Below are 22,710 nucleotides of genomic sequence, written 5' to 3' on the forward strand. Positions count from 1 at the left end.
AGACAAATGAAGAGATTCAAACCTGAATATGACGTCATCGTGGTCGGCGGCGGCCCGGCCGGCGTTATGGCCGCCCTGGCTTCCGCCAGAACCGGCGCCGGCACTTTACTGGTCGAGCGGCTGGGCTTTCTGGGGGGCACCGCCACGAATTCGCTCATTGGCCCCATTTCCCCTTTTCACTTTGGCGATGAACAGGTGATTAACGGCATCCCCCAGGAATTCATGGATCGCCTGGTGGCCGCCGGCGGCAGCACCGGTCATCTGAAAACCCTCGATCCGTATGGCAGCGGCGCTTCGCTTGGTTTTTACGACCGGGAAAAGTATAAATATGTCGCCCAGGAAATGATGATCGAAGCCGGAGTCGACATGTTCTTTCATGTCGTCGTCAGGGAAATCAAAAAAGACGGCAATAAGGTAACCGGATTGACTATCGCCGCCAAAGACAAGGACTATACGTTCGGTTGTAAAGTCATTATCGATTGTTCCGGCGATGGCGATGTGGCCGTCAAGGCCGGCGCCGAATATGTCTACGGCGATAAGGACACGCATAAGGCCCAACCCGGTTCCGCCATGTTCGAGATGGCGGATGTGGATGTGGAAAAGGTCTATAACTATATCTACGAGAACCCCGACGACTTCGAATTCAAATCCGATTGCGTGCCGTTACGTCCTTATGACGAGCGCCTCAAGCAGCATTACTTCGTGGCGCAGGGTTTCAAGAAACTGGTGAAAAAAGCGGTCGACGCCGGCGAATTGAAATTCGGGCGCGACAGCATCATCGTGCTCAACAGCGTTCACCCCGGCACGATACATTTCAACGCTACGCGCGTGCATGGCTATGATCTGTCCAATTCGGAAGAGCGCTCAATCGCTGAACTGGACGGTCGCCGACAGCTGGAATCCGTCTCGGAATTTATGATCAAGTATGTGCCGGGCTTTGAAAAAGCCTGGGTGAACGATACCAGCAACGAAGTCGGCTCGCGCGAATCGCGGCACATTGTCGGGCTTTATACGCTGACCGGCGAGGACGTCGCCGAGGGGCGCAAATTCGATGATGTCGTGTCGCGCGGCTATTTCCCCATTGATATCCATAATCCCACCGGCGCGGAAGGCTATCGGAAAGATGGGCAGGGCGGCAGTTGGACCGATTTGAAGGACACCTATGATATCCCCTTGCGTTGCCTGGTTCCGGCTAATATCGATGGCGTGGTGCTGAGCGGCCGCTGTATTTCCGGCACCAGCCAGGCGCACGGATCCTACCGGACCCAGGGCGGGATCATGGGTATCGGCCAGGCGTCAGGCGTGGTGGCGGGATTGTGCGCCGTTCAGGGCGTGCAGCCGCGTGAAATCGATGTGAAAACGGTGCAGAGTCAGCTTTCGGCGTTCGGCGCGTCCCTCTGGCGCGACGAAGAGAAAACCGCCCGGGAGCGGGCGCATGCCAGGAAATGCGTGCAGGATTACATTGCCGGGCGCGATAAATTCATCACCCGCGCCGATCTGCTGGAAAAGTTCAAGGACTGACCGGGCCTGGCCATGACCCAAGCCCCCGGGCTTTATCGGCCGTCGAGGGGCGAATCCCGGCGGGTTTCCCATCGCCGTCGCCGGCTCAATGTTCGGAACGCTGCCGCCAGATCAGCGCCATGGGGATGACATGTCGCCTTGCGCCGTCCTTCTCCCCCTGTAGCAGGCGCAACAGCGTATCGAACGCCTGATTCGCCCAAACCGTTTCATCCTGTCTGACCGACCAGATGTTATTGGACAGGAAGTTCAGCATGGGATGCTCGTCAAAGGTGCCGATATTGATATCGCGGGCGATGTAGCCGCGAATCGAGCGCAACTGACTGAGCGCGCCCTCCAGCACCGGCAGGGAGGAGGCGATGAACGCCTGCGGCGGCGCGTTATGTCCGGCAAGATAATCGTTCATCATCTGTTCGCCGTCCATGCGGCGGTTATGCGGGCTTTCCAGGATCCATTGCGGCTGCACCGCAAGGCCGTGCGCCGCCATAACGTGCCGGTAGCCCTGCAAACGCTCCCGGATACTGGGCTGCTGAACGTCGCCGGCGAGAAACACGATCGGTTCCGAATGCCAGGACAGCATGGCGCGGGTCAATTCGGCGCTGCCGTTCTGGTTATCGCTCACCACCAGGGGACAATCTTCCAGGCCGAAGTCCCGGTCAAGGATCACCACGGGACGTTTCGAGCGCGCAACGGCGTGTTTTTGCGCCCCGACGGAAGAAGGCGCCATGAACAGACCATCGATGTTCCGTTGCAGCATGGAATCAACCAGTTTTTTTTCCCGATCCTCATCGCTGTAGCTGCTGCTAATGATCAGATGATACCCTTCCTCGCGGCAGCGCAACTCCAGTTTTTCCGCCAGATTTGAAAAAAACGAATTGGACAATCGGGGAATGATTAATCCCAGTGTATCGGTTTTATTTAACTTCAGGCTGCGCGCGGTGTAGTTCAGCGAGTAGCCGTGCTTGGCGACATAATCGTTGATCTTTTCCTGTGTGCGCGCGCTAATCCGGTATTGATCGGCTTTGCCGTTTAGCACCAACCTGACGGTGGTGATGGAAAGACCCAGCTCCGTTGCAATCTGCTCTACGCTTTTCGCCATATTCGCATGCTTGGGTAAAGAGGACACCAACGCAGTATACCGTTATAGCTGCGTCGGCGCAGCAGGAAACGCGCCCCTCAGGTGAAACCGGGGCTAAACAACGACGATTCCCGCCAATGCCGGCAAAAGATATGCTTGGCTTGGCGCGCGGCCGGCGCCGTCCGCCAACAAAATGCGGGCCTTCTTATCCCTGTTTACCTCCGTTAGCCGTGTCAGGGCTACCAGTAGAGGGACCAGCTTTGGGTCAGGCGCGTTAGAGCCTCGACATAGAAATAATCTCCCCAGGAGCAGCATTCATCGACGCCTTTGCCGCCGGCCAGGTGATAGACGGCGTGTTTCAGTAGCCCCTGCTCCGGGGAGCCGGGCCGTACCCGGTAAAACCGTATCAACGACTGCATCATCTGTAACGCCCGTTCCTGGTACGTGGCGCGATCAGGGTCGGTGACCGGCAAATGTTTCACCAATTCCAGAAGGCCGCAAACAGCAATGGCCGCCGCCGAACTGTCGCGTAGCACGCCGTTGCCCGAGAGCGCCAGGTCCCAATAGCACACCTGATCGTCGGGTAACCGGTTGAGAAAGTAATTGGCCAGCCGTTGGGATAACGCCACCAGACGCCGATCGCCGGTGTAGAGATAACTCAACAGGAAACCGTAAATCCCCCACGCCTGGCCGCGAGACCAGCAGGAATCGTCGGCATAGCCCTGCTGGGTATCGCCGAAACGCGGTTCCCCGGTTGCCACATCCATATAAAAGGTGTGCCAGGTGGAGGCATCGGGCCTGACCAGAAATCGGGCCGCCTGGCCGACATGCGCCCGCGCCGCGTCGGCGAAACGGCTATCGCCCGTTTGCTGGCTGGCCCAATACAGCAGGGGCAGGTTTAAATTGCAGTCGATAATCATTCTGCCGGCTTGGCGGCAATCCTGTAAATCGCCCCATGCCTGGATAATCCGCGCTTTGGCATGATAACGTTCCAATAATGCCTCCGCCGCCAGCAACGCGAATCCCCGGGCCTGGCGATTCCCGGTCAGGCGCCAGGCGCTTACGCAAGACAGCGTGTAGAGAAAACCCAAATCATGGGTATCGGTGTCACGACGCGCCGCGATACGCTCGCCGAAGGAACGCACCTGTTTTTCCGCCGCCTGACGATATTCCGCCTGTCCGGTGATTTCCCACGCCAGCCAAAGCTGGCCGGTCCAGAAGCTGGTGGTCCATTCCACGTTATCGGTCAAAGGATAAATCCCTTTCACGCAGGTTTCCGCCGGGAAATATTCACCGAAAGCTGAAAGATTACAATGGATTTTATCGATAACGTCTTGTCTGGCCGAAAGCACGTCTTGGCCAAAGGTATAACGATCGACAAGGGGTAAGTGAAGCGGATTCAATGGTTCTTTGCAGACATCATTCAGCATGTGTTTCCCTTAGCGTCATTCTGGGGGAGGACGTGATTCATAGATTGTTTAATTCCCTCGACATCATGATACCGTCGTTCAACCCCGTCGGTGTTTTCGGTCTTGAGGATAAAAATATTCTGACCAATGATAATGTTATCTACATCACATAATTTTTTGATATTGGGAAATACATTTGAAAAAATATGAAACAATGGTTTAAAATTAAATTTATGGCAAAAAAATTTAACTTTATTGTCTTATGGACGCAATCGATACGGTAGAATCCCTGGAATTGGTGTCGCTTCATGAGCGCGCGGTCTCGTTTAGCCGGCTGCACGCCAATTCCGTGCGCTATCATCATTGGCATCAATGCCTGGAAATTCTTTACGTCGAGGAAGGGTATGGCATTGTTGTCGTGAATAATCAGCAATATACCATGAGACCTGGCCGGCTGTTCGTATTCCCGCCGTTCAAACTGCACAAAATCATGGTGGCTGAAGGTCAGGGCGAGGTATACCGGCGTACCATCATTCATTTGGACAACATCGCCATCATCAACGCCCTAAGGGGGTTTCCCCGCTGCCAGGCGCGGCTCAAACGGCTGAGCCAACGGGAAAATCGGGCGGAGGTTTATGACATCTCGGCGTACCACCCGGTGATAGACGCCATTTTTGAAAAATACAACACCCTCTTGAATTTTGACGGCGGCAATGTTGAAGATATCGCCTGTCTGTTGATTCAACTGATGACTTTTCTGCCGGAAAAAAGCGAGAACAGCGACTTGCAGGACAGTTGTCTGTCCACCAATGTCATGCAGTGGGTCGAGGATAATTACAGCGACAAATTCACCCTGGATTCCCTGGCGGGGCATTTGGGCATGTCGCGCAGTTACGTCTCGCGCCGCTTTCGGCTGGAGACCGGCGAGCCTATCCATGAATATCTGTTGACCCGGCGCATCAGGCGGGCCTGCGAACTCTTGCGCGACAGCGGGCAGAGTATCGCCGATATCGCGGCGGCTTCAGGCTTTTCCGATACCACCTACTTTATCAGCTCATTCAAAAAAAGGATGGGCAAGACTCCCCTGCAATACCGCAAAACCGCCCCGTCAACCCTGGCGGAATAACCCACCCAAAATCCCTTTAAGGCTTTCTGGCACGCCCTTCTGGCCAGGACAATATTTTTGAGTTTTTTTCATGAATTTTATAAACCATTGTCCTTGATCGCGCTGTTTACCGTTTTATGAACCGACCTTGCGAAAAAATGAGAACCCGCTAACAAAATTCACTAAAGCTTTCGTTTTATCTATGCACAGAAATTAATAGAACCCGTGGTGACGCAATAAACAAAAGAGCCTAATTTTTAGTTTCTTATCAAAGATTGGCAAGTTGTATACGACGCGGAGGCGCGATATGTATTCACATTATTTTAAGCAAAGCAGTGATTTGTCCCATCGGCAACAATGGGTAAACTGCTTAAATGCCATGCTGGCTTCGGTGGATGCGATTTTCCCCAACGGCGACAGCGGGATTATTTTCGGCGCCACCTGTGCCCATTATGAAAAAAAAGTCGCGGAAATGGAGGGGCTTTCCCGCATTCTCTGGGGATTATTTCCGTTACTGGCCTCCGGTGAGAAATCACCCTATTGGCAGAAGTATCTCAATGCCATTCGTCATGGCACGGATCCGGCCCATCAAGCCTATTGGGGAGAAACCGGACCTTATGATCAACGTTTAGTGGAAATGGCCGTTTATGGCTTGGGATTGGCATTACTTAAAAATCGGTTTACCGATGTATTGACCGACCAAGAGAAAACGCATCTGCACACATGGCTGAACCAAATCAGTAACGCGGAAATGCCGGACAGCAATTGGAACTATTTCGCTATTATGGTCCAACTGGGATTCAAGCAGGCCGGCTTGCCTTGGGATCGCGCAGTTATAGAACACTGCTTCGCAAAAATGGAGGCCTATTATCTGGGTAATGGCTGGTATTCCGACGGCCCGGGCCGGCCGAAGGATTACTATATTTCCATGGCTTTTCATTATTATGGTCTGATTTATGCGACGCTGATGAAAGACAGCGATGCCGAGCGTGCGAAAACATTGCTCGACCGGGCAACGCGTTTTGCCGAAGATTTTGTCTACCAGTTTTCCGCCGAGGGGCCGGCGGTGCCTTTCGGCCGCAGCCTGACTTACCGTTTTGCGCAAGCCGCTTTCTGGAGCGCGGCGGCGTTTGCCGGCCTGGATGTCTTCACCCCGGGGCAAATCAAGGGCATTATTTTCCGCCATTTCCGCTGGTGGCTTAACCAACCTATCTTTGATCGGAACGGGCTGCTGACCCTAGGCTATGCCTATCCCAATCTTATTATGGCGGAGGACTATAATTCGCCCGGCTCCCCCTATTGGGCGTTCAAACTTTTTTTAATCTTGGCGCTGCCGGAAGACGATCCGTTCTGGCAAGCGGATGAGGCGCCGTTGCCTGTTTTAAATCACCAGCGCGTGATAAAGGAAGCCGACCAGATCCTCGTACACGAAGAAGGCTCGGCGCACGTCTATATGCTGACTTCCGGTCAGCTTGAACTGAATAATTACGTTAACACCGAAGCCAAATATACCAAATTCGCCTACTCAAGCCATCTGGGATTTACTATTGAGCGCGGCCGTTACGGCTGCGCCCATGCGGCCTGTGATTCCATGCTGCTGCTGGCGGAAAGCGACGGATATTACCGGGGCCGCAGGGAGTGCGAGCAAGTGATCACCCGGGAAGACGCCATTTTTTCCCGCTGGTCCCCTTGGCGGGACGCGCATGTCTCCACCTGGCTTATTCCCTGGGATGGGGGGCATATTCGGGTGCACCGGATTACAACCGCCCGGGAATTGGACAGCCTGGAAGGCGGATTCGCCGTGATCCAGGAAAAAACAACCCGCACCAGGCTTGAGGACGGCGTATGCCGGATTGACGCCCGCAACGGGACCAGCCTGATAGCCAGCCTGGACCCGGCCGCCGATCGCCGGGCGGATAGGGTGGTTACCCCGCCGAACAGCAACATCATGTTCGCCGAACAAGCCGTCATACCTGTTCTGAAAAAGAAACTGGCGCCGGGGACACATTGGCTCTGCTGTGGGGTGGCGGCAACGATCCACGCCGATACGGCCATTCCTGAAATGCCCGAGCTTACGCTTTTGGATGACGCCATAACGTTGAAACAGGGCGGTAAAGAAAAGCATATCGCGTTTTCGTGACGCGATACGGTATCGATGGGCAAGAATATGCAGTCTCTTAAGACAACGAGGCGATGATGAAAACAATTACAGCTGAAAATAAAGTAAGCTACTATAAAATGAGTGCCATTATATTTCTTTATTTTTTCACTTGGTCGGCCAGCGTGGGTCTTCTGGCAATCTGGCTGGGGGAAAAATCGGGTTTGAATGGCTCGGTGATAGGTACTGTATTTGCCGTTAACGGTATCTTTGCGGTAATGATGAAGCCTATCTACGGTTTTATTATGGATAAAATAGGCATGAACAAAGGCTTGCTTTATTTTATCGTCATCATGTCGGCTTTAATGGCGCCCTTTTTCATTTATGTTTATCAGCCGTTATTGCTCAGTCATCTTATGGCCGGCATTGTCGTCGGCGCCATCTATTTGAGCTTTGCCTGGTATGCCGGGGTCGCCGCCTGCGAATCCTATGCCGATCGTTATAGTCGCATCAACGGTCTGGAATTCGGCCAGGTACGGATGTGGGGCTCGCTGGGCTGGGCCGTGGCCGCCTCGTTTTCCGGTGTGCTTTTCAATATTTCTCCGGCTTATAATTTTGTATTGGGCAGTCTCGCTTCCCTGGTTATGCTGGTGGTATTACTGAGTTTAAAAGTGGATACCTCCACGGCGCAGGCCGGACAAGTGCTCGCCAAAGAAAAAATCGTGTTCAGCGATGTTATCGATCTACTGAAAAACGGCAAATTCTGGGCATTCTGCCTGTATGTGGCCGGTATCGCCTGGATGATGTTTATTGCCGAACAGCAATTTTCGCGTTTTTTCGTGACTTTTTTCAGTACCAGGGCGCAGGGCAACGCGGTGTACGGTTACTTAAGCACGGTGCAGTCCGGCCTGGAATTTCTCATGTATATGGTAATCCCCTTCATCGTCAATCGAATAGGCGCCAAAAAAGGGTTATTGCTGGTGGGGGTTCTGGTGGGCGGCCGTTTAATTGCCTCAGGCCTGTGTGAAAGCCATTTAATTATCTCAATCATCAAACCGTTATACGGTCTTGAACAATCGCTGTTGCTGGTTTCGGTGTTCAAGTATATTGCCGAACATTTCAGCAAGAAAGTGAATTCAACTATGTATCTGCTGGGCTATCAAGCGATGATTTATATTGGCTCCATCGTCATCTCGTCTCCCGCCGGGTATCTTTATGATCGAATAGGTTTCGAACATACCTATATTATCATGGGCGGCATCGCGCTATTTTTCACTCTGGTATCGGTTTTCACGCTTGCCTCTTGCCGCAGTAAAAATCAGCCAATTGTCGCCGACGATGCCACCCATCATTTTGGGGAAGATAGGCCTATTGTCAAATAGGCCATTGCCAGGGCCAATCACGGCCAGTTATCGGCAGGATATTCTAATCAAATAGGAGGGATGCGTTCTATTACTCAATAGATTCGTTGTTATTCGTGTTGCCGCTTGGCAGGCTTTGCGCGCATCGTTGCCGCGATGAAACTCAACGTATTCATGGTATATATTATTTCAGCATGCAAGATTAATTTTAATTCGTCATAGTCCATGTTGCCGTTTTGTTGGCCGGGTTGGTGTCGCCGATGAATTTATCGCGGGCTGGCCATCGGGGAGCAACTTGAATTATCTGGGATATCTAAATTGACTTCTGAGGATGAAAATGAAGAATGTTTATTCGATAACGTTATTGGGACTGGTTTGTGTCTCGCTCAATAGTCTTGCCGCCGGGCCATGGATCGAGGGACGTGAAGCTTATAATACCGGAACCCGCCAACATGAATTCATGATGCGTGGCGGTTATGGTTTCGCCAATGGCGCTGGTATTATGCTGACAAATGCTTATTCAACGAATAAATGGAATCAATTTAAACACAGCTATAATGAACTGGAAAGCTGGTATCCGTTGTTTCGCGTTACCCCACAGTTCACAATACTGCCCGCCTTAATTCTCACTGATAACAGCCGTGGCTCGACAGTTTCTCCTTATGTTGATTTTAATTATAAATTCACCCCGGATTTCAATGTCACGGCGCGCTATCGCTATAATCATAAAAATTATGAAATTATAGACAATAACGGCCATTACAATGACGACAGCACCCACCAGTTCGTTATGTACTGGAATGTCAAAATCAATGATAAGTGGGCCTATACCTTCGAGCCGGACTACTATATCCACATCAATGATTTTCATGCCAATAACGGCAGAAGCTACAGCTGGGAGTTAAACAATAAACTTATCTATAGCATCAATTCGCATTGGAAGCCTTATATCGAAGCATCGTGGCTAGACAGAACCATTGCCTATCACCGCGAGCAATACCGCTTCCGTACCGGTGTGCGCTATTATTTCTAGTTGCCGGCCGCCCGGTCGGGCGGCGGCCCTCGCTACAGTCGCTCAATGAGTTCACGTGTTTCCGCGACCGCGACCTGCCAGATGGCCTGCATGTCTTCGTCCGGACGCTGGTAAAAACCGCCGTAATTGCCGTCGCCGAGATAGGCCCGGGCCGCGGGCGGCGCCAGCTTGCGCAAATGGACCAGATCGACCATGGCTTTTTGCGTCGCCGGCGGCGTCACGCCCGGCAGCCGGGTCCAAGGGAAATTTTCCATCCAGGAGGCATGGGAAGCGACCGGGTCGATCTCCATGACTTTTTGCCAGGTTTTGGGCGCGCACCACCAGTTATGCAACTGTACGCACATGTCCGGATTGTCCATTAGCCATTCGCCGGCAATATTTTGCGCCGGTGAATTGCCGCCATGGCCGTTGACGAGCAGGACCCGCCGAAAACCCTGGCGTTTGAGACTGTCGAGAATATCCATCAGCAGACGGCGATAGGTATCGACCCGCAGGTGAATGGTGCCGGGATAGCGGGTGAACGCGGGGGTCATACCGAACGGCACGACGGGAAAAACCGGCACGCCGGTGGGTTCGGCCGCCGCCAAAGAGACCCGTTCCGCCAGGATGCTGTCCACCGACAGGCTCAGACCGGCGTGTTGCTCAGTACTGCCCAACGGCACGATCGCCCGATCATCCCGCGTGAGATGTTCTTCCAGTTGCTGCCAGTTCATTTCGCTGATTTTCATAAACGTCGTCCGAGTTGCGCAAACAAAGTTAGAGGGCCTTGATCAAAAGGGGTTTAACGATATGCTGGATATCGCCGGCGTCAGGCACGTGGCGATACTCGAAGGCGGAGGCGTGCGCGCCGATACGGGCGGCCAGCGCCTGGGCGCCGGTCGCGTAGACCAATACGTCCGCGCGGCGCAGGCAGGCGTCAAGCTGGGGAGCGCCCTGATTCAATACGGTCACCGACGCCACATGGGAGGCGAAACGGCCCACGCCCGCTTCCATCAGCGGCGTAAATTCCGGAAAAATGGAAACCACCGCCACCTGCGCCAGCGGATCAATGGACGCCAGCGCCTGCCGGGTCTCCGCCGACGGAATAAAACGAATGGCCACCACGGTGGATGTCGGCAACAGTTCGGTCACCTCCCGTCGGCGATGGGCGAACGTCAGCACCAGATCGGCGGCGGCGCAACGCCGGCGCAGTGTTTCATCCTCACGCAAACCGTTGACCGTCGCGGCTTCGACCTCGGCCTGAACGTCCGGCGCCAGTCCTTCGCCGATTTGCCGGGCATAATCCTGGGTGGGCGGCAGAAAATTGCCCACCATCACAATCCGCGCCGGGCGCTTTTCATCGGTCAGCGCCCGCAATCGTGTCTGAAGCAAGGCGGTCAATTCACCGGCCGATACGCCCAACGCCAGTCCCTGGCGAATCAGGGCATCGGCCTGCTCTATCAGGGAATAACGGCTGCTCTGCCCTAGGGCGGCGCTGGCATCGGCGATGTAATTGCCCGCGCCGGGCTTGCTGTAGATCAGATTCGCTTCCTGTAATTCCCGGTAGACCTGCGCCACCGTCATGGGCGCGACATCCACCCTGGCGGCCATATCCCGCACCGAAGGCAGGCGATCCCCAGGTTCTAGCGCGCCGAAAGTAATGCCGTATTCAATCAACCCGCGCAACTGGATACCCAGGGGGATCGCCAGGCTGCGATCAATACGAAATTCCATATTAGTCCACCATCTGTATTGGTCTACTATTACAATAATGCATTTTTAGTCAAATGAAAATCACTTGAATTCATAAGAAATGCTGCTGGATCAGGTTCAGTGATAGGATTTAGTGATGATGAATGAGATAAATATTGACAATAGAATTAAGCGGCCGTCATTATCGTTCTAACGAACTAGAACGGTTACACAGCATACTTTTAACATAATTCGATGAGGGGCGGGCAATGATGGCGAAAAAACATGTCGTGTTGGCGGCGCTATTAGGCGCAATGATCGGCGCAAGTCCGGCGTGGGCGGCCGACGCGCCGCAACGGGGCGGCACCCTGGTTTACGGCCGCTATGCCGACAGCAACTATCTGGATCCGGTTATGATGGAAGGCAACAATAATATCTGGATCCTCTCGAATCTCTACGATACCTTACTGCTGCCCACCGATGACGGCAAGGGGGTTGTGCCCGGCCTCGCCAGCCATTGGTCCATGTCGGCCGATAATCTTTCGTTGACCATGACCCTGCGTGATAACCTGCGTTTTTCCGACGGCAGCCCCATTACCCCCGAGGACGTCAAATGGTCGCTGGAACGCGCCAGCAAGCCTGGCAACGGCGAATGGCAGTTTATGGTGGATTCCATCGCCAACGTCACCGTCTCTGGCCCGCATACCGTGGTGATTCATCTTAAGCACGTTGATCCCGCTATTTTAAGCGCGCTGACGGTCTTCAATACCGCCATCATGCCGGAGAAACGCTTCGAAGCCGAACCCGGTAAAACCGACGAAGAAAAGGCGGAAAAGTTCGCTGAGCACCCGGTGGGTTCCGGTCCCTTCGTGCTGAAAAGCTGGCAGCGCAATGGCAGCATGAGCCTGGTGAGAAACCCCTATTACTGGCAAAAGGGCGCCGACGGCAAAGCATTGCCCTATCTTGACGGTATCCGCTTCGACATTATCCCCGACGACGCCACCCGGATTCTTAAGCTGAAATCCGGTGAACTGGACGGCGCGGAGTTTATTCCTTATTCACGGGTGGGCGAGTTGAAATCCCAGCCGGGTATCGCGATGAAGCTGTTCCCATCCACCCGTACCGAATACGCCAGCGTTAACGTGCGCCCGGAATATCAAGGCGCTAAAAATCCCCTGGCCGACGTGCGGGTTCGCCAGGCGTTGGACTACGCCACCGATAAAAACGGCATTATCCAATTGGTGACTTTCGGCCTGGGTACGCCAATGACGTCTTATATCTCCAGCGCCACGCCGGGCCACTATGGCGACAAGCCGCTGTTTCCGGTGGATATCGCCAAAGCGAAAGCGCTGCTAAAAGCGGCCGGCTATGCGGACGGTTTCAGCACCCGCATTATGATACTGTCGGGCAATGAAGACGAAATCAGCATCGCCACCGCCTTGCAGCAAATGTGGTCGCAGGTGGGCGTGAAACTCGCCATCGATCAGGTGGATAACGCCACGCGCACCGCCCGTTATCGCGCCGGCGATTTCGCCATTCGCCTGGGTGTCTGGACCGACGATATCGCCGATCCCAACGAAGTCACCTCTTACTTCGTGTATTCCAAAAATATCGGCGCCCTGCACTCCGGCTGGCATAGCGACAAGGCGGATGCGCTGTTTGAAGCGTCGCAACAGGAAAAAGACAGCGCCAAACGTCTGGATGACTATCGGCAGATTCAGGCCATCTATAATCAGCAGGGACCGGTGATTCCGCTGTATGAAAGCTCCTACCCGGTGGCGTTGAAAACCACGGTGCATGGCTTCGTGCAGATTCCGCTGGGCAATAATGTTTTCACCAAAACCTGGCTGGCTAAGCATTAATCGGGTTGGCGGCGCCTATCCGCCGCCCAGTTCCGGATGACGGCGGAACATCGCCGTCAAGATAAGAGACAAGGAGATTTGGCGTGCCCGAGTTTTCCTGGCTGCTAAAGCGGCTACTGATGATCATCCCGACGCTGCTGGTGATTTTGGTGGTGACCTTTGTCCTGGTGCGACTGTTGCCGGGCGACCCCGCCAGCGCCATGCTGGGCGATCGCAGCATGGATGCCGACGTGGCGCGTATCAACGCCCAGTTAGGGGTGGACCGGTCCTTGCCCGAACAGTTTATTTTATTCGTCCGTCAGGTGTTGACCGGCCAATTGGGCACCTCGTTTTTTTTACGCCAACCGGTAACCCAAGTCATCATGGAGCGCTTGCCCGTCAGCCTGACGTTGACCGGGCTGGCGGCGCTTTTTTCACTCATTATGGCCATTCCGTTGGCGTTTGTTTCCGCTTTGCGGCGTAACTCGCCGGTGGACGTCGTCATCCGCGGCGGTTTCCAAATCACGTTGTCCATGCCGTCGTTTTATATCGGTCTATTATTGCTGACCTTGTTCGCCACGCGGTTGCACTGGTTCCCGGTGGGCGGTTACGGCGATAACTGGCACGATCGCCTCTGGCACCTGTTCCTGCCCGCAATGACGCTGGCCCTGAGTCTGGCGGCCGTGCTGATGGGCAGCCTTCGCCAGTCGATACTGGCGTTACTGGACGCCGAATACGTGGCCTTCGCCCGGGCCAAGGGACTGCCCGGCCATATCGTGCTGTTCCGTCATGTGATGCGGAATTCGCTGATCCCCATGCTAAATCTGTTCGCGCTGAATATCGGTACCATCATCGGTAGCGCGGTGATTACCGAAACGGTATTCGCGGTGCCGGGCATCTGCCGCCTGATGGTGGACAGCATCCTCAGCCGGGACTATCCGATGGTACAGGGATTGGTTATCGTGCTGGCGGTACTGGTGTCGCTGATTTTTTTACTGGCCGATATCGTGCAGGCGCTGATAGACCCCCGGAGGACGCATGACTGAGATGCTTATGGCCGGACGCCGGCGCCGGTTGCCGACGCTGCCCGCCACAGGCTGGCTGGGGGCGGCCATTCTGCTGGCGAGCCTGTTTATCGCCCTGTTCCCTCAATGGCTGGCGCCCTATGATCCGCTGGCCTTCGATTATCGCGCCATTTTGCATCCGCCCTCGGCGGCGCACTGGTTCGGTACCGATAATTTCGGCCGGGACATGCTCTCGCGGGTGATTTACGCCTGGCGGGTGGATATGCAAATCGCTGTCTTTACCACGTTGTTTCCCATGTTGTTCGGTACGCTGGTGGGCCTGCTGGTGGGGTATTACGGCGGTATCGCCGAGGTACTGTTCCAACGGCTGGTGGACGCGGTAATCACTTTCCCGCTGCTGGTGCTGGTAATAGCCATCGTGGCCATACTCAGTCCCGGGCTGGGCAGTATGTACATCGCCGTGGGCATCATCTACTGGGTATTCTATGCCCGGCTGATTTCAGCGGAAGTCGGCATCCAGAAAAAACTGGATTACGTGGCGGCGGGCAAAGTGATGGGTTATAGCGATCTGCGCATTATTTTCCGGCATCTGCTACCCAATGTCGCCACCGTTACCCTGGTCTATTGGATGACCGATATGGCGCTGGCTATTTTGCTGGGTTCCAGTCTGGGTTATCTGGGCCTGGGGGCGCAACCGCCGACGGCGGAGTGGGGGGTGCTTATCGCCTCCGGCAAAAATTACATGGATACCGCGTGGTGGATAACGGTATTCCCCGGCACGGCCATTGTTCTGACCGGGTTAGGATTCAGTTTGACGGGCGATCTGCTGGCCGCCTTGATGAAACCGGGACGGGATTAAGATGACTGACGATAATGGCGCGGCTACGCCGCTATTGGCCCTGGACGGGTTGACAACGCGTCTGCGCATGGGCGGCGGTATGACCGCGGTCGTGCGTCGGCTCTCGCTGACGTTGCGGCAAGGGGAGATCCTGGGACTGGTGGGGGAATCCGGTTCGGGTAAAAGCGTCACCTTGCGTTCGATCATGCAATTGTTGCCGCGCGGCGTCGACTATTCCGGCTCGGTGCGCTGGCGCGGCGAGGAGCTGATCGGCGCCGGCGAGCCGCGGCTTAGGCATTTGCGCGGACGCGAGATGGCAATGATATTTCAGGAACCGATGACCGCCTTGAATCCGGTACTGACGGTCGGCCGGCAAATCGACGAAAGCCTGCGCGCGCACCGCCAAATGAATAAACGCCAGCGACGGGACGAAACCATCGCTTTGCTGGAACGGGTAGGAATTCCGGCCGCCGCCGGCCGCTTGAATGATTATCCCCATCAATTCTCCGGCGGTATGCGCCAGCGGGTCATGATCGCCACCGCGCTGGCCGCCGGGCCGCGCTTATTATTGGCCGATGAACCCACCACGGCGCTGGATGTGACTATCCAGCAGCAAATTCTCACGTTGTTACTGCGGCTTCGGGATGAAAGCGGAATGAGCATGATTTTCGTCACCCATGACCTGGCGGTGGTGGCGCAGTTATGTGATCGCGTGGCGGTCATGTATGCCGGGGAACTGGTGGAGAGCGGCCCGGTGCGGCAGTTATTACGCCATCCGCAACATCCTTACACCCGTAGTTTGCTGGCGGCCATTCCTCAGACGGGCCGAAACCGCGAGCCGCTGGCGGCGGTGGAGGGAACGCCGCCCGCCCTGAACGCCATGCCGTCGGGCTGTCCTTTCCATCCGCGCTGCGGTTTTCGTTCTGAGCGCTGCTTGCGCGAGGAGCCGGTTCTACGGGCGCGCATTCCCGGCACGCTGGTGGCGTGCCATCATGCCGATGAACTAAGGAGCGCGTCATGACGGAATTACCGCCCTGGGTGATTAGCGTGGAGGATGCCTACGTGACTTTCCCGGTCAAACGCACGCTGGCCGAACGCCTGCGCCGCCGGCCGGCGCGCGCCGTGCAAGCCCTCAACGGGGTCCGCCTTTCGCTGCGGCGGGGGGAAACGCTGGGCGTGGTGGGGGAATCCGGTTGCGGTAAGTCCACCCTGGCCCGCGCCCTGGTGGGGTTGAACCAGACCAGCGAGGGGCATATCCGTTTTAAAAACACCGATATCGCCGGTTTGCGGGGCAAGGCCCGCCGGGAATTCAATCGGCAGGTGCAGATGATTTTTCAGGATCCGTTTGGTTCGCTCAACCCGCGCATGACGGTACGGCAGATCCTGGCCGAAGCCTTGCGGGTTCACCGTATCTGTGCCAAGGAGGACATCGCGGGTCGTATCGAGCGCCTTATCGACATGGTGCGCCTGCCGGCGGATGCGGCGGATAAATATCCCCACGAATTTTCCGGCGGCCAGCGCCAGCGTATCGGCATTTGTCGGGCGCTGGCGGTGGAACCGTCCGTGCTGGTGGCTGACGAATTGGTTTCCGCGCTGGACGTTTCGGTACAGGCGCAAGTGGTCAATTTGCTGCTGGAATTGCAGGAACGATTGCACCTTTCGGTATTGTTCGTGGCGCATGAATTGCGGCTGGTTCGGCATATCTGCCATCGCGTGGCGGTCATGTACCTCGGCGAAGTGGTGGAATCGGCGGAAACCGAAGCCCTGTTCCACAAACCGCTGCATCCTTATACCAAGGCCTTGTTGGCCGCGGCGCCCAGCCTGGATCCCGATCGGCGTCCGGCGCGGGCGAGCCTGACGGGTGAGCTGCCAAGTCCCCTGGATCCGCCCGCCGGCTGCCGTTTCCATACCCGCTGCCCCATGGCGACGGAGATGTGCCGACAACAACATCCGGTATTGAGGCAAGTGACGGATAACCGCTGGGTGGCCTGCCACCTGGTCTGAAATCCGGCCATAAGCCGGAATAACGGCGCCGCCGACGGGCGCGGCGTTCACTGATTATGCATTGAGGAACATTATGTCAAAAGTAGCGCTGGCGATACACGGCGGTTGCGGCGTGATGCCGGTGGAAGGTATGAGCGAGGATGACTGGCGGGCCGCACGGGCGGCCCTTGTTGAAGCGCTGCGCGCCGGCTGGCGGATATTGCGCGGCGATGGCGGCGCGTTGGACGCCGTCCAGGCCGCGGTGGAAGTAATGGAAAATGCGGCCTGGTTTAATGCCGGCTACGGCGCGGCGCTGAATACCGCCGGAGAACATGAGCTGGACGCGGCCATCATGCGCGGCGGCGATCAGGCCGCGGGCGCCGTTTGCGCCGCGCGCCATATACGCAATCCGATATTGGCCGCGCGCCGGCTGCTGGATGCGGGCGACGCGGTCTTGCTGACCGGCGCCGGGGCCGATCAATTCGCCCGTGATCAGGGCCTGGCCATCGTGGAAAATACTTTTTTCACCACGGCGCGCCAGCGCGGCAACCTGCAACGAATGAAAGCCCATCAGCAGGCCGGAACGTTCCGGGCGGCCCGTGAGGCGGACAAGCACGGCACGGTGGGCGCGGTGGCGCTGGACTGCCGGGGAGACCTGGCGGCGGCGACGTCCACCGGCGGCTACACCAATAAACCGGTGGGCCGGGTGGGGGATTCCCCGCTGATCGGGGCGGGGACCTGGGCGAAAAATGGCGTATGCGCTATTTCGGCTACCGGCCAGGGCGAATATTTCATTCGTTACGCGGTGGCGCATGACATTTCCGCCAGAATGGCGCTATTGGGGGAAACGCTGGATGCCGCCGCCGGTAGGATCATCCATGGCGACCTGCGCGAACAAAACGTGGGGGCCGGTCTGGTGGCCATTGATGCCGATGGCGTTATCGCCGCGCCCTATAACACATCCGGCATGTATCGCGGCTGGATCACCGCCGACGGCAGGGGGACGGTGGCCAGCCATTCGGATCTGTTTACCTTCGAGCCCGGCGCCTAGACAACCGTTACCGCCGGCTCTGAAAAACCGGCGGAGCAGCGACGGGGACCAAAACAGAGGGGGCTATTTCCCGCCCGCTTTTTTAATGGCGTCCTGCAAGTCCTGCTGATCCACCGCGCCGGCGAAGACGGTGACATTATCCTTGTCGGCGCCGCTGGTGGGCATAATCACAAAACCGGGCGTGCCGCTAAAACCGATCTGTTGCGCCAACTGATTAATCTTACTGAGTACGGCGTCGTTTTTTTGCAAGACCGCTTCGGCGGCGGGCGGCACATGCAGTTGCTTGAGCACGCCGTTGATATCCGCGTCAGTCAGTTTGCCTTCGTTATGGCCGGTTTTGTAAATACCGTTGTGATAGGCCAGATAGGCTTTCGGCCCCTGGGTCTTCCAGACATTCAGCCCGGTTTCGGCGGCGGTGATGGAGGGCTGCCAGCGGCCGCCGAAAATAGGCCATTCCTTGAAAATGAATTTCACATCGCTATTGGCCTTCATGACCGATTCCATAATGGGCGCCATGTGACTGCAATAGATGCATTGATAATCAAAAAATTCAATCACCGCCACCTTGGCCTGTTCGGGGCCGACCGTCGGGGTATCCTTATCGCCAAGCAGGGCGGCCTGATTGTCCAGCACGCCTTTCAGCAGGGCGCCGGCCTGTTCCTGGGCCTGCTGTTCCTGTAGTTTCTGGCTGACCTGCACCAGGATTTCCGGATGCGCCAGCAAATAATCGGCGGCGATTTTGCCTATCGCTTCCTGCTGTGCCGGCGTAAACGGCGCCTGTGCCGGCGTATCAGCCAGTCCGGCCTGGCTGGTAAAGGAAAGAACGGTGGCTAAAACGGCATATCTCAATTTACGTGTCATTATAATTCCTTTGCATGCGACCGGGGCGGAAGCGGGAGCCGCCAGAGCGTCAACCTGAAGATGACCGGTATAACCCTATACGGTTCAACCGCGGTTCGCAACGGATGCCGCGTGACAATGTCAAAAAGTCCCTTCGACGGTCTTACGCCATTCACTGCCCGCGGTTTTTCCCGACGTAACCGGCATTGCGCCCGCCGGCGCTTCGGTTGACGAACGCGGATAACCCTCACGGAAAATCAGGTGGTTACCTTATTGGGTTCGGCAATGTTTGCAGGTAAGTTAGCGGACAGACATTTTGACCCCCTATGCGCAGGAAAGAGAATTTATCGTGTTTGCCAATTGCCAATTGTTCGGGCTGGACCTGGCTTTCCCGGACGTTTGTTTAACGCCGATGCCGATGCCCGTTCCGGTGCCTTATCCGAACATGGCCCTGGGCTTTACCGCCACGCCCCACACCTGCAAAGTGCTGTTTGCCGGTCTGCCGGCCCACAATATGGCCACGCGCATCTGGTCCAGCGTCGGGGACAACGCCGGCGTGAATTTGGGCGTGGTCTCCGGCACGGTGATGGGCGCTTCGCGCCATCTCACCGGCGCCTTCACCACCTTGATCAAGGGTTCTCCCGCCACCCGGCTGACCAGCCTGACATTGCAAAACGGCACTAACGCGGTTGGCATGCGCCTCATTCCCAGCCAATGCAAAGTCATGTTGCTCGGCCTCTGATCGGCGATGGCGAGAACAACCATGCTGATATCGTTAACGTCGTTTCTGGCCGGCCATCGCCGCCGCCTGTCGCTGATCGCGGCGCTGATGCTCACGGGCTGCGCCGCGGACCCGCCACCGTCCCATGTGCTGGAACTGACTATCCCCGGCCCGGCAAACCAGGGGGCACCATTGAAGATGCGGATTTTTTTCCTGAGCGATCAGACCGCGTTCCTGTCGGCTGATTATCCGGCGTTACAAGATGGCGGCAATACATTCTTGGCCGGCGCCCTGCTCGACACGCGGGATTTTTTCCTGTTGCCGGATGAGCGGACCCGGCGGCTCAGCCTGGTGATTCCTCCCGCGGCGAAATTCCTCGGTCTGTTCGCTGAATACAAAAACATGACGCATCGGCGCTGGCGGGTAATTTGGCCGGCCGAGATCGCCCGGCCGTCTTTCTGGCATCGGTTGCTGCCCGCTGGCGCCAGCCGGCCGGCGGGCAAGCGCATCGCGGTCACCCCGGACGGACTGAAATGCGAGACGTCCTCCCATGACGGTTGCGGCGTATCGGCCGAACAGGCGGAAAATTCATGATAAAAAAAGCTCACAAGGTCCTTTGGACCGAAGGTATGTTTTTGCGTCCGCACCATTTCCAACAAGCGGAAGCTTATCTCGAAGAGCGCCAATGGCGTCTGCGGCCCGGGGGGTACTGCTTTGGATTTTCCGCGCTCTCGCTGGATGAAGGGCTGGCGGCGCTGGGTAAGATAGCGCTGACCTCGGCCGAGGGCGTTTTCGCCGACGGCACCGTATTTCATATCGCCGGGCCGGAGGAGGGGCCGGCCCCTTTGGATATCGGCGCCGAGCATGACGGACAGACCATTGTGCTGGCCGTGCCGGTCAAACATGCCGGGCGTGACGAGGCGATTTTCTGCGATTTGCCTGATTCGCCGGCGCGCTACAGGGCATTTGAAAAAGATGTCGCCGATAACAACGCCGTTTCGGCCGGCAACGCTGTCCTCTATTGCGGGAAATTACGTCTGCGGCTGATGCCGGAACGGGAACTGAGCGGTGATTGGCTGTCATTGGGCGTGGCGCGCGTTAAGCAGAAAACGCCCGATGGCGCGGTGGTTCTGGACGAGGATTACATCCCGCCGTTGATCAACAGCGACGCCAGCCCGGTGTTATGCCGATTCAGGCAGGAACTGACGGGGCTGTTACGCCAGCGCCGTCGGCAATTGGGCCGCTATCTGCAGCAATGCGCCGGCGGCCGTGAGACCGCCGTCGATTTGCATCTGCTCGGCCTGATTCATCGTTTCGGCGCCATCGCCGAACATACCCTGACATTGCCGCGTCTTCATCCCGAACGGCTTTTCGCCGAATGGTTGCCCTTCGCGCTGGAATTGGCGGTATCCCGGCCGCCATACCAGTTTGAGGGGGACATGCCCCGCTATGATCATCTGGATATCGGCGGCGCTTTCGGCCGATTGATGATGCGCTTGCGCCAGGGCCTGTTTTTTATCCTGCAGGAAAATGCGGTGCCCCTCGCGTTGACCAGGCAGATGCCGGGCCTGAGTGTGGCCGTATTGCCTGAATCCGGCATGATTGGCAATTACGATTTTGTGTTGGCGGTGCAAGCGGATTTGAGAACCGACGACGCGTCCGCGCATTTCCTGGCGCAGGTGAAAATCGCTCCGGCGGGGCGTATTCGCGATTTGGTGCAATTGCAACTTCCCGGCATCACATTGCGCTGTTTGTTCCAGGCGCCGAGACAACTGGCGGCCCAGCCCGGCTGGAGCTATATCGAATTACAGGGCGACCACGCCATGTGGCAGGATATCGACGGTACCGGCACCATCGCGGTCCACGTCGCCGGTGAATTCGGCGGCGTGCCGCTGGCGCTTTGGGCGGTACGCCGATTATCCGGCGCCGGCGAGGCCGATAAATGAACGACCCCGCCGTTTTGCCCCCATCCTGCGCCGGTCAGGATAATCCGCTGGTGTTTTGCGCCCTGCCGCTACTGAACGCCATCGCCCATCTCCGCTACGCCCCCGCGCCGGCCGAACCGGCCGCTCTACGGCAGAGCCTTGTCAATGAGGTGCGTCGTTTCGAAAAGCACTGCCAAAGCCGCGGCCTGACCCACGATGTGATCGTCGGGTCGCGCTATTGTTTGTGTACCGCGCTGGATGAAGCCGCGGCGTTGACCGATTGGGGCAAAAGCGACATCTGGACCGGCAATGGCCTGTTGCTGGCTTTTCATAATGAAACCAGCGGCGGTGAGAAATTTTTTCAACTGATGGCGACGCTGTCTCAGGATCCGGCCCGCCACGTCGACCTGCTGGAATTGATGTATTTCTGCCTGTTGCTCGGGTTCGGCGGCCGGTATCGGGTGATGGAAAACGGCATCTACCGCCTGGAAATCATCACTCAACGGTTGGCAAGGCAACTGCGGACAATTCGCGGCGATTATCCCGCGCCGCTGAGCCACTTCGAAACGGTTATCGAAGCGCCAAGACGCGGAGCCCGGTTGGGGACGGCGTTGCTGCTGTGTCTGCTGCTGGGCGGATTGGGCGCCAGCACGCTGCATATCCTGCTGGATCAACGCCTGGATACGGTAGCCAATCGGGTACAAGAACGGCTGTTCGCTTTAGCGTTGCCCAAAGCGCCGCCGCCGCTGGCCGGGTTTTCGCTGGATACGCTGCGCCGTCGGTTCAAAGATGAAATTGCCGCGGGCAACCTGTCTGTCGCCGTGCAAGGGGATCGGGTCGTCGTTTCCCTGTGCGGCGGCGATGTTTTCCCGTCGGCGTCGGCGCACATCAACCGGCGTTATGAACCTCTTATCGGGCAACTGGCCGAATTGATGGCGATGATCCAGGGGACGGTCACTGTCCGCGGCTATAGCGATGGCCAGCCCATCCGCACCCCGGCTTATGCTTCCAACCAGGCATTATCCCTGGCCCGCGCCGAAGCCGTGGCCGAGCTATTGCGTCAATCCCCGCGCCGGCCGCGACGGGTCGTCGCCGAAAGCGCCGAGGGCCAGTTGTTGCCGAATACCAGCCGCCGCAATAGAGCGATCAACCGCCGGGTGAGTCTGTCGTTTCATAACCGGCCGCCGGTTGCCGCCGGTTCCAAGGAGTGATC

General features: G+C 56.8%; 20 protein-coding genes. 15 read left to right on the plus strand and 5 right to left on the minus strand.

Features of this window, described 5'->3' with window-relative positions; all coding sequences use genetic code 11:
- The first annotated feature begins 6 nt into the window (after window positions 1–6).
- Complete coding sequence (locus tag FCN80_RS18395; protein ID WP_136991628.1) at window positions 7–1,521, plus strand: FAD-dependent oxidoreductase; 1,515 nt, start codon at window positions 7–9, stop codon at window positions 1,519–1,521.
- Window positions 1,522–1,606: 85 nt separating this feature from the next.
- Here the strand turns inward: FCN80_RS18395 and FCN80_RS18400 are convergent, their stop codons facing one another.
- The gene (locus FCN80_RS18400; protein WP_136991629.1) at window positions 1,607–2,617 is read right to left on the minus strand and encodes a LacI family DNA-binding transcriptional regulator; all 1,011 of its coding nucleotides are present in this window, start codon (window positions 2,615–2,617) and stop codon (window positions 1,607–1,609) included.
- A gap of 218 nt (window positions 2,618–2,835) precedes the next feature.
- The gene (locus FCN80_RS18405; protein ID WP_136991630.1) at window positions 2,836–4,026 is read right to left on the minus strand and encodes a glycoside hydrolase family 88 protein; all 1,191 of its coding nucleotides are present in this window, start codon (window positions 4,024–4,026) and stop codon (window positions 2,836–2,838) included.
- A gap of 241 nt (window positions 4,027–4,267) precedes the next feature.
- Here FCN80_RS18405 and FCN80_RS18410 point away from each other — a divergent pair, with 241 nt between their 5' ends.
- The 4 genes from FCN80_RS18410 (at window position 4,268) to FCN80_RS18425 (ending at window position 9,602) form a co-directional block, all read left to right on the plus strand.
- Complete coding sequence (locus FCN80_RS18410; protein WP_136991631.1) at window positions 4,268–5,131, plus strand: helix-turn-helix domain-containing protein; 864 nt, start codon at window positions 4,268–4,270, stop codon at window positions 5,129–5,131.
- A gap of 286 nt (window positions 5,132–5,417) precedes the next feature.
- Window positions 5,418–7,250, plus strand: a complete 1,833-nt coding sequence (locus tag FCN80_RS18415; RefSeq protein WP_136991632.1) for a DUF2264 domain-containing protein — start codon at window positions 5,418–5,420, stop codon at window positions 7,248–7,250.
- 56 nt (window positions 7,251–7,306) lie between these two features.
- Window positions 7,307–8,590, plus strand: a complete 1,284-nt coding sequence (locus FCN80_RS18420) for an oligosaccharide MFS transporter (protein ID WP_136991633.1) — start codon at window positions 7,307–7,309, stop codon at window positions 8,588–8,590.
- Window positions 8,591–8,906: 316 nt separating this feature from the next.
- The gene (locus tag FCN80_RS18425) at window positions 8,907–9,602 is read left to right on the plus strand and encodes an oligogalacturonate-specific porin KdgM family protein (protein WP_136991634.1); all 696 of its coding nucleotides are present in this window, start codon (window positions 8,907–8,909) and stop codon (window positions 9,600–9,602) included.
- A 32-nt stretch (window positions 9,603–9,634) separates the two neighbouring features.
- On the opposite strand, the gene FCN80_RS18430 is transcribed toward FCN80_RS18425, so the two are convergent.
- Together FCN80_RS18430 and FCN80_RS18435 are read right to left on the minus strand one after the other, a co-directional pair.
- Window positions 9,635–10,330: a creatininase family protein gene (locus tag FCN80_RS18430; protein ID WP_136991635.1), complete on the minus strand. Its 696-nt coding sequence runs from the start codon at window positions 10,328–10,330 to the stop codon at window positions 9,635–9,637.
- 28 nt (window positions 10,331–10,358) lie between these two features.
- Entirely contained in the window at window positions 10,359–11,315 is a 957-nt protein-coding gene (locus FCN80_RS18435; RefSeq protein ID WP_136991636.1) for a GntR family transcriptional regulator, read from the minus strand.
- 227 nt (window positions 11,316–11,542) lie between these two features.
- Between FCN80_RS18435 and FCN80_RS18440 the strand changes: the two genes are divergently transcribed.
- From FCN80_RS18440 to FCN80_RS18465, 6 genes are all read left to right on the plus strand, one after another.
- On the plus strand, window positions 11,543–13,135 hold the full coding sequence (locus tag FCN80_RS18440; RefSeq protein ID WP_136991637.1) for an ABC transporter substrate-binding protein: 1,593 nt from the start codon (window positions 11,543–11,545) through the stop codon (window positions 13,133–13,135).
- An 83-nt stretch (window positions 13,136–13,218) separates the two neighbouring features.
- Window positions 13,219–14,160, plus strand: a complete 942-nt coding sequence (locus FCN80_RS18445; RefSeq protein ID WP_136991638.1) for an ABC transporter permease — start codon at window positions 13,219–13,221, stop codon at window positions 14,158–14,160.
- A complete protein-coding gene (locus tag FCN80_RS18450; protein WP_136991639.1) occupies window positions 14,153–14,998 on the plus strand; it encodes an ABC transporter permease in 846 nt (281 codons plus the stop codon). Before FCN80_RS18445 ends, FCN80_RS18450 begins: the two co-directional genes overlap by 8 nt.
- 1 nt (window position 14,999) lies before the next feature.
- Window positions 15,000–15,998 (plus strand): ABC transporter ATP-binding protein, encoded by a 999-nt coding sequence (locus tag FCN80_RS18455; RefSeq protein WP_230492773.1) that lies wholly within the window; start codon window positions 15,000–15,002, stop codon window positions 15,996–15,998.
- Complete coding sequence (locus tag FCN80_RS18460; protein WP_136991640.1) at window positions 15,995–16,981, plus strand: ABC transporter ATP-binding protein; 987 nt, start codon at window positions 15,995–15,997, stop codon at window positions 16,979–16,981. Before FCN80_RS18455 ends, FCN80_RS18460 begins: the two co-directional genes overlap by 4 nt.
- Before the next feature lie 73 nt (window positions 16,982–17,054).
- Window positions 17,055–18,011: an isoaspartyl peptidase/L-asparaginase family protein gene (locus tag FCN80_RS18465; RefSeq protein ID WP_136991641.1), complete on the plus strand. Its 957-nt coding sequence runs from the start codon at window positions 17,055–17,057 to the stop codon at window positions 18,009–18,011.
- 63 nt (window positions 18,012–18,074) lie between these two features.
- Here FCN80_RS18465 and FCN80_RS18470 read toward each other — a convergent pair whose 3' ends face one another.
- Window positions 18,075–18,872, minus strand: coding sequence for a DsbA family protein (locus FCN80_RS18470; protein ID WP_136991642.1), 798 nt, complete (start codon window positions 18,870–18,872; stop codon window positions 18,075–18,077).
- Window positions 18,873–19,167: 295 nt separating this feature from the next.
- Between FCN80_RS18470 and FCN80_RS18475 the strand changes: the two genes are divergently transcribed.
- Genes FCN80_RS18475 through icmH form a run of 4 tightly spaced genes read left to right on the plus strand, consistent with a single transcriptional unit; the run spans window position 19,168 to window position 22,708 of the window.
- Entirely contained in the window at window positions 19,168–19,593 is a 426-nt protein-coding gene (locus tag FCN80_RS18475; protein ID WP_230492774.1) for a DUF4150 domain-containing protein, read from the plus strand.
- A 21-nt stretch (window positions 19,594–19,614) separates the two neighbouring features.
- A complete protein-coding gene (gene tssJ / locus FCN80_RS18480) occupies window positions 19,615–20,166 on the plus strand; it encodes a type VI secretion system lipoprotein TssJ (protein WP_170975446.1) in 552 nt (183 codons plus the stop codon).
- Window positions 20,163–21,518, plus strand: a complete 1,356-nt coding sequence (tssK, locus tag FCN80_RS18485; protein ID WP_136991644.1) for a type VI secretion system baseplate subunit TssK — start codon at window positions 20,163–20,165, stop codon at window positions 21,516–21,518. The genes tssJ and tssK overlap by 4 nt, the downstream gene beginning before the upstream one ends.
- Entirely contained in the window at window positions 21,515–22,708 is a 1,194-nt protein-coding gene (icmH, locus tag FCN80_RS18490) for a type IVB secretion system protein IcmH/DotU (protein ID WP_136991645.1), read from the plus strand. Before tssK ends, icmH begins: the two co-directional genes overlap by 4 nt.
- Window positions 22,709–22,710: the final 2 nt, after the last annotated feature.

It is taken from the genome of Martelella alba (genome assembly GCF_005217455.1).
In the GTDB taxonomy this organism is placed as follows: Bacteria; Pseudomonadota; Gammaproteobacteria; order Enterobacterales; family Enterobacteriaceae; genus Acerihabitans.

Excerpts from the sequence above, each read along its gene's own strand:
- FCN80_RS18405 (WP_136991630.1), bottom strand. The coding sequence starts at position 4,026 with ATGCTGAATGATGTCTGCAAAGAACCATTGAATCCGCTTCACTTACCC.
- FCN80_RS18415 (WP_136991632.1), top strand. The coding sequence starts at position 5,418 with ATGTATTCACATTATTTTAAGCAAAGCAGTGATTTGTCCCATCGGCAA.
- FCN80_RS18455 (WP_230492773.1), top strand. The coding sequence starts at position 15,000 with ATGACTGACGATAATGGCGCGGCTACGCCGCTATTGGCCCTGGACGGG.
- tssJ (WP_170975446.1), top strand. The coding sequence starts at position 19,615 with ATGCTGATATCGTTAACGTCGTTTCTGGCCGGCCATCGCCGCCGCCTG.
- FCN80_RS18440 (WP_136991637.1), top strand. The coding sequence starts at position 11,543 with ATGATGGCGAAAAAACATGTCGTGTTGGCGGCGCTATTAGGCGCAATG.
- tssK (WP_136991644.1), top strand. The coding sequence starts at position 20,163 with ATGATAAAAAAAGCTCACAAGGTCCTTTGGACCGAAGGTATGTTTTTG.
- FCN80_RS18465 (WP_136991641.1), top strand. The coding sequence starts at position 17,055 with ATGTCAAAAGTAGCGCTGGCGATACACGGCGGTTGCGGCGTGATGCCG.
- FCN80_RS18410 (WP_136991631.1), top strand. The coding sequence starts at position 4,268 with ATGGACGCAATCGATACGGTAGAATCCCTGGAATTGGTGTCGCTTCAT.
- FCN80_RS18470 (WP_136991642.1), bottom strand. The coding sequence starts at position 18,872 with ATGACACGTAAATTGAGATATGCCGTTTTAGCCACCGTTCTTTCCTTT.
- FCN80_RS18400 (WP_136991629.1), bottom strand. The coding sequence starts at position 2,617 with ATGGCGAAAAGCGTAGAGCAGATTGCAACGGAGCTGGGTCTTTCCATC.
- FCN80_RS18420 (WP_136991633.1), top strand. The coding sequence starts at position 7,307 with ATGAAAACAATTACAGCTGAAAATAAAGTAAGCTACTATAAAATGAGT.
- FCN80_RS18430 (WP_136991635.1), bottom strand. The coding sequence starts at position 10,330 with ATGAAAATCAGCGAAATGAACTGGCAGCAACTGGAAGAACATCTCACG.
- FCN80_RS18450 (WP_136991639.1), top strand. The coding sequence starts at position 14,153 with ATGACTGAGATGCTTATGGCCGGACGCCGGCGCCGGTTGCCGACGCTG.
- FCN80_RS18425 (WP_136991634.1), top strand. The coding sequence starts at position 8,907 with ATGAAGAATGTTTATTCGATAACGTTATTGGGACTGGTTTGTGTCTCG.
- FCN80_RS18460 (WP_136991640.1), top strand. The coding sequence starts at position 15,995 with ATGACGGAATTACCGCCCTGGGTGATTAGCGTGGAGGATGCCTACGTG.
- icmH (WP_136991645.1), top strand. The coding sequence starts at position 21,515 with ATGAACGACCCCGCCGTTTTGCCCCCATCCTGCGCCGGTCAGGATAAT.
- FCN80_RS18395 (WP_136991628.1), top strand. The coding sequence starts at position 7 with ATGAAGAGATTCAAACCTGAATATGACGTCATCGTGGTCGGCGGCGGC.
- FCN80_RS18435 (WP_136991636.1), bottom strand. The coding sequence starts at position 11,315 with ATGGAATTTCGTATTGATCGCAGCCTGGCGATCCCCCTGGGTATCCAG.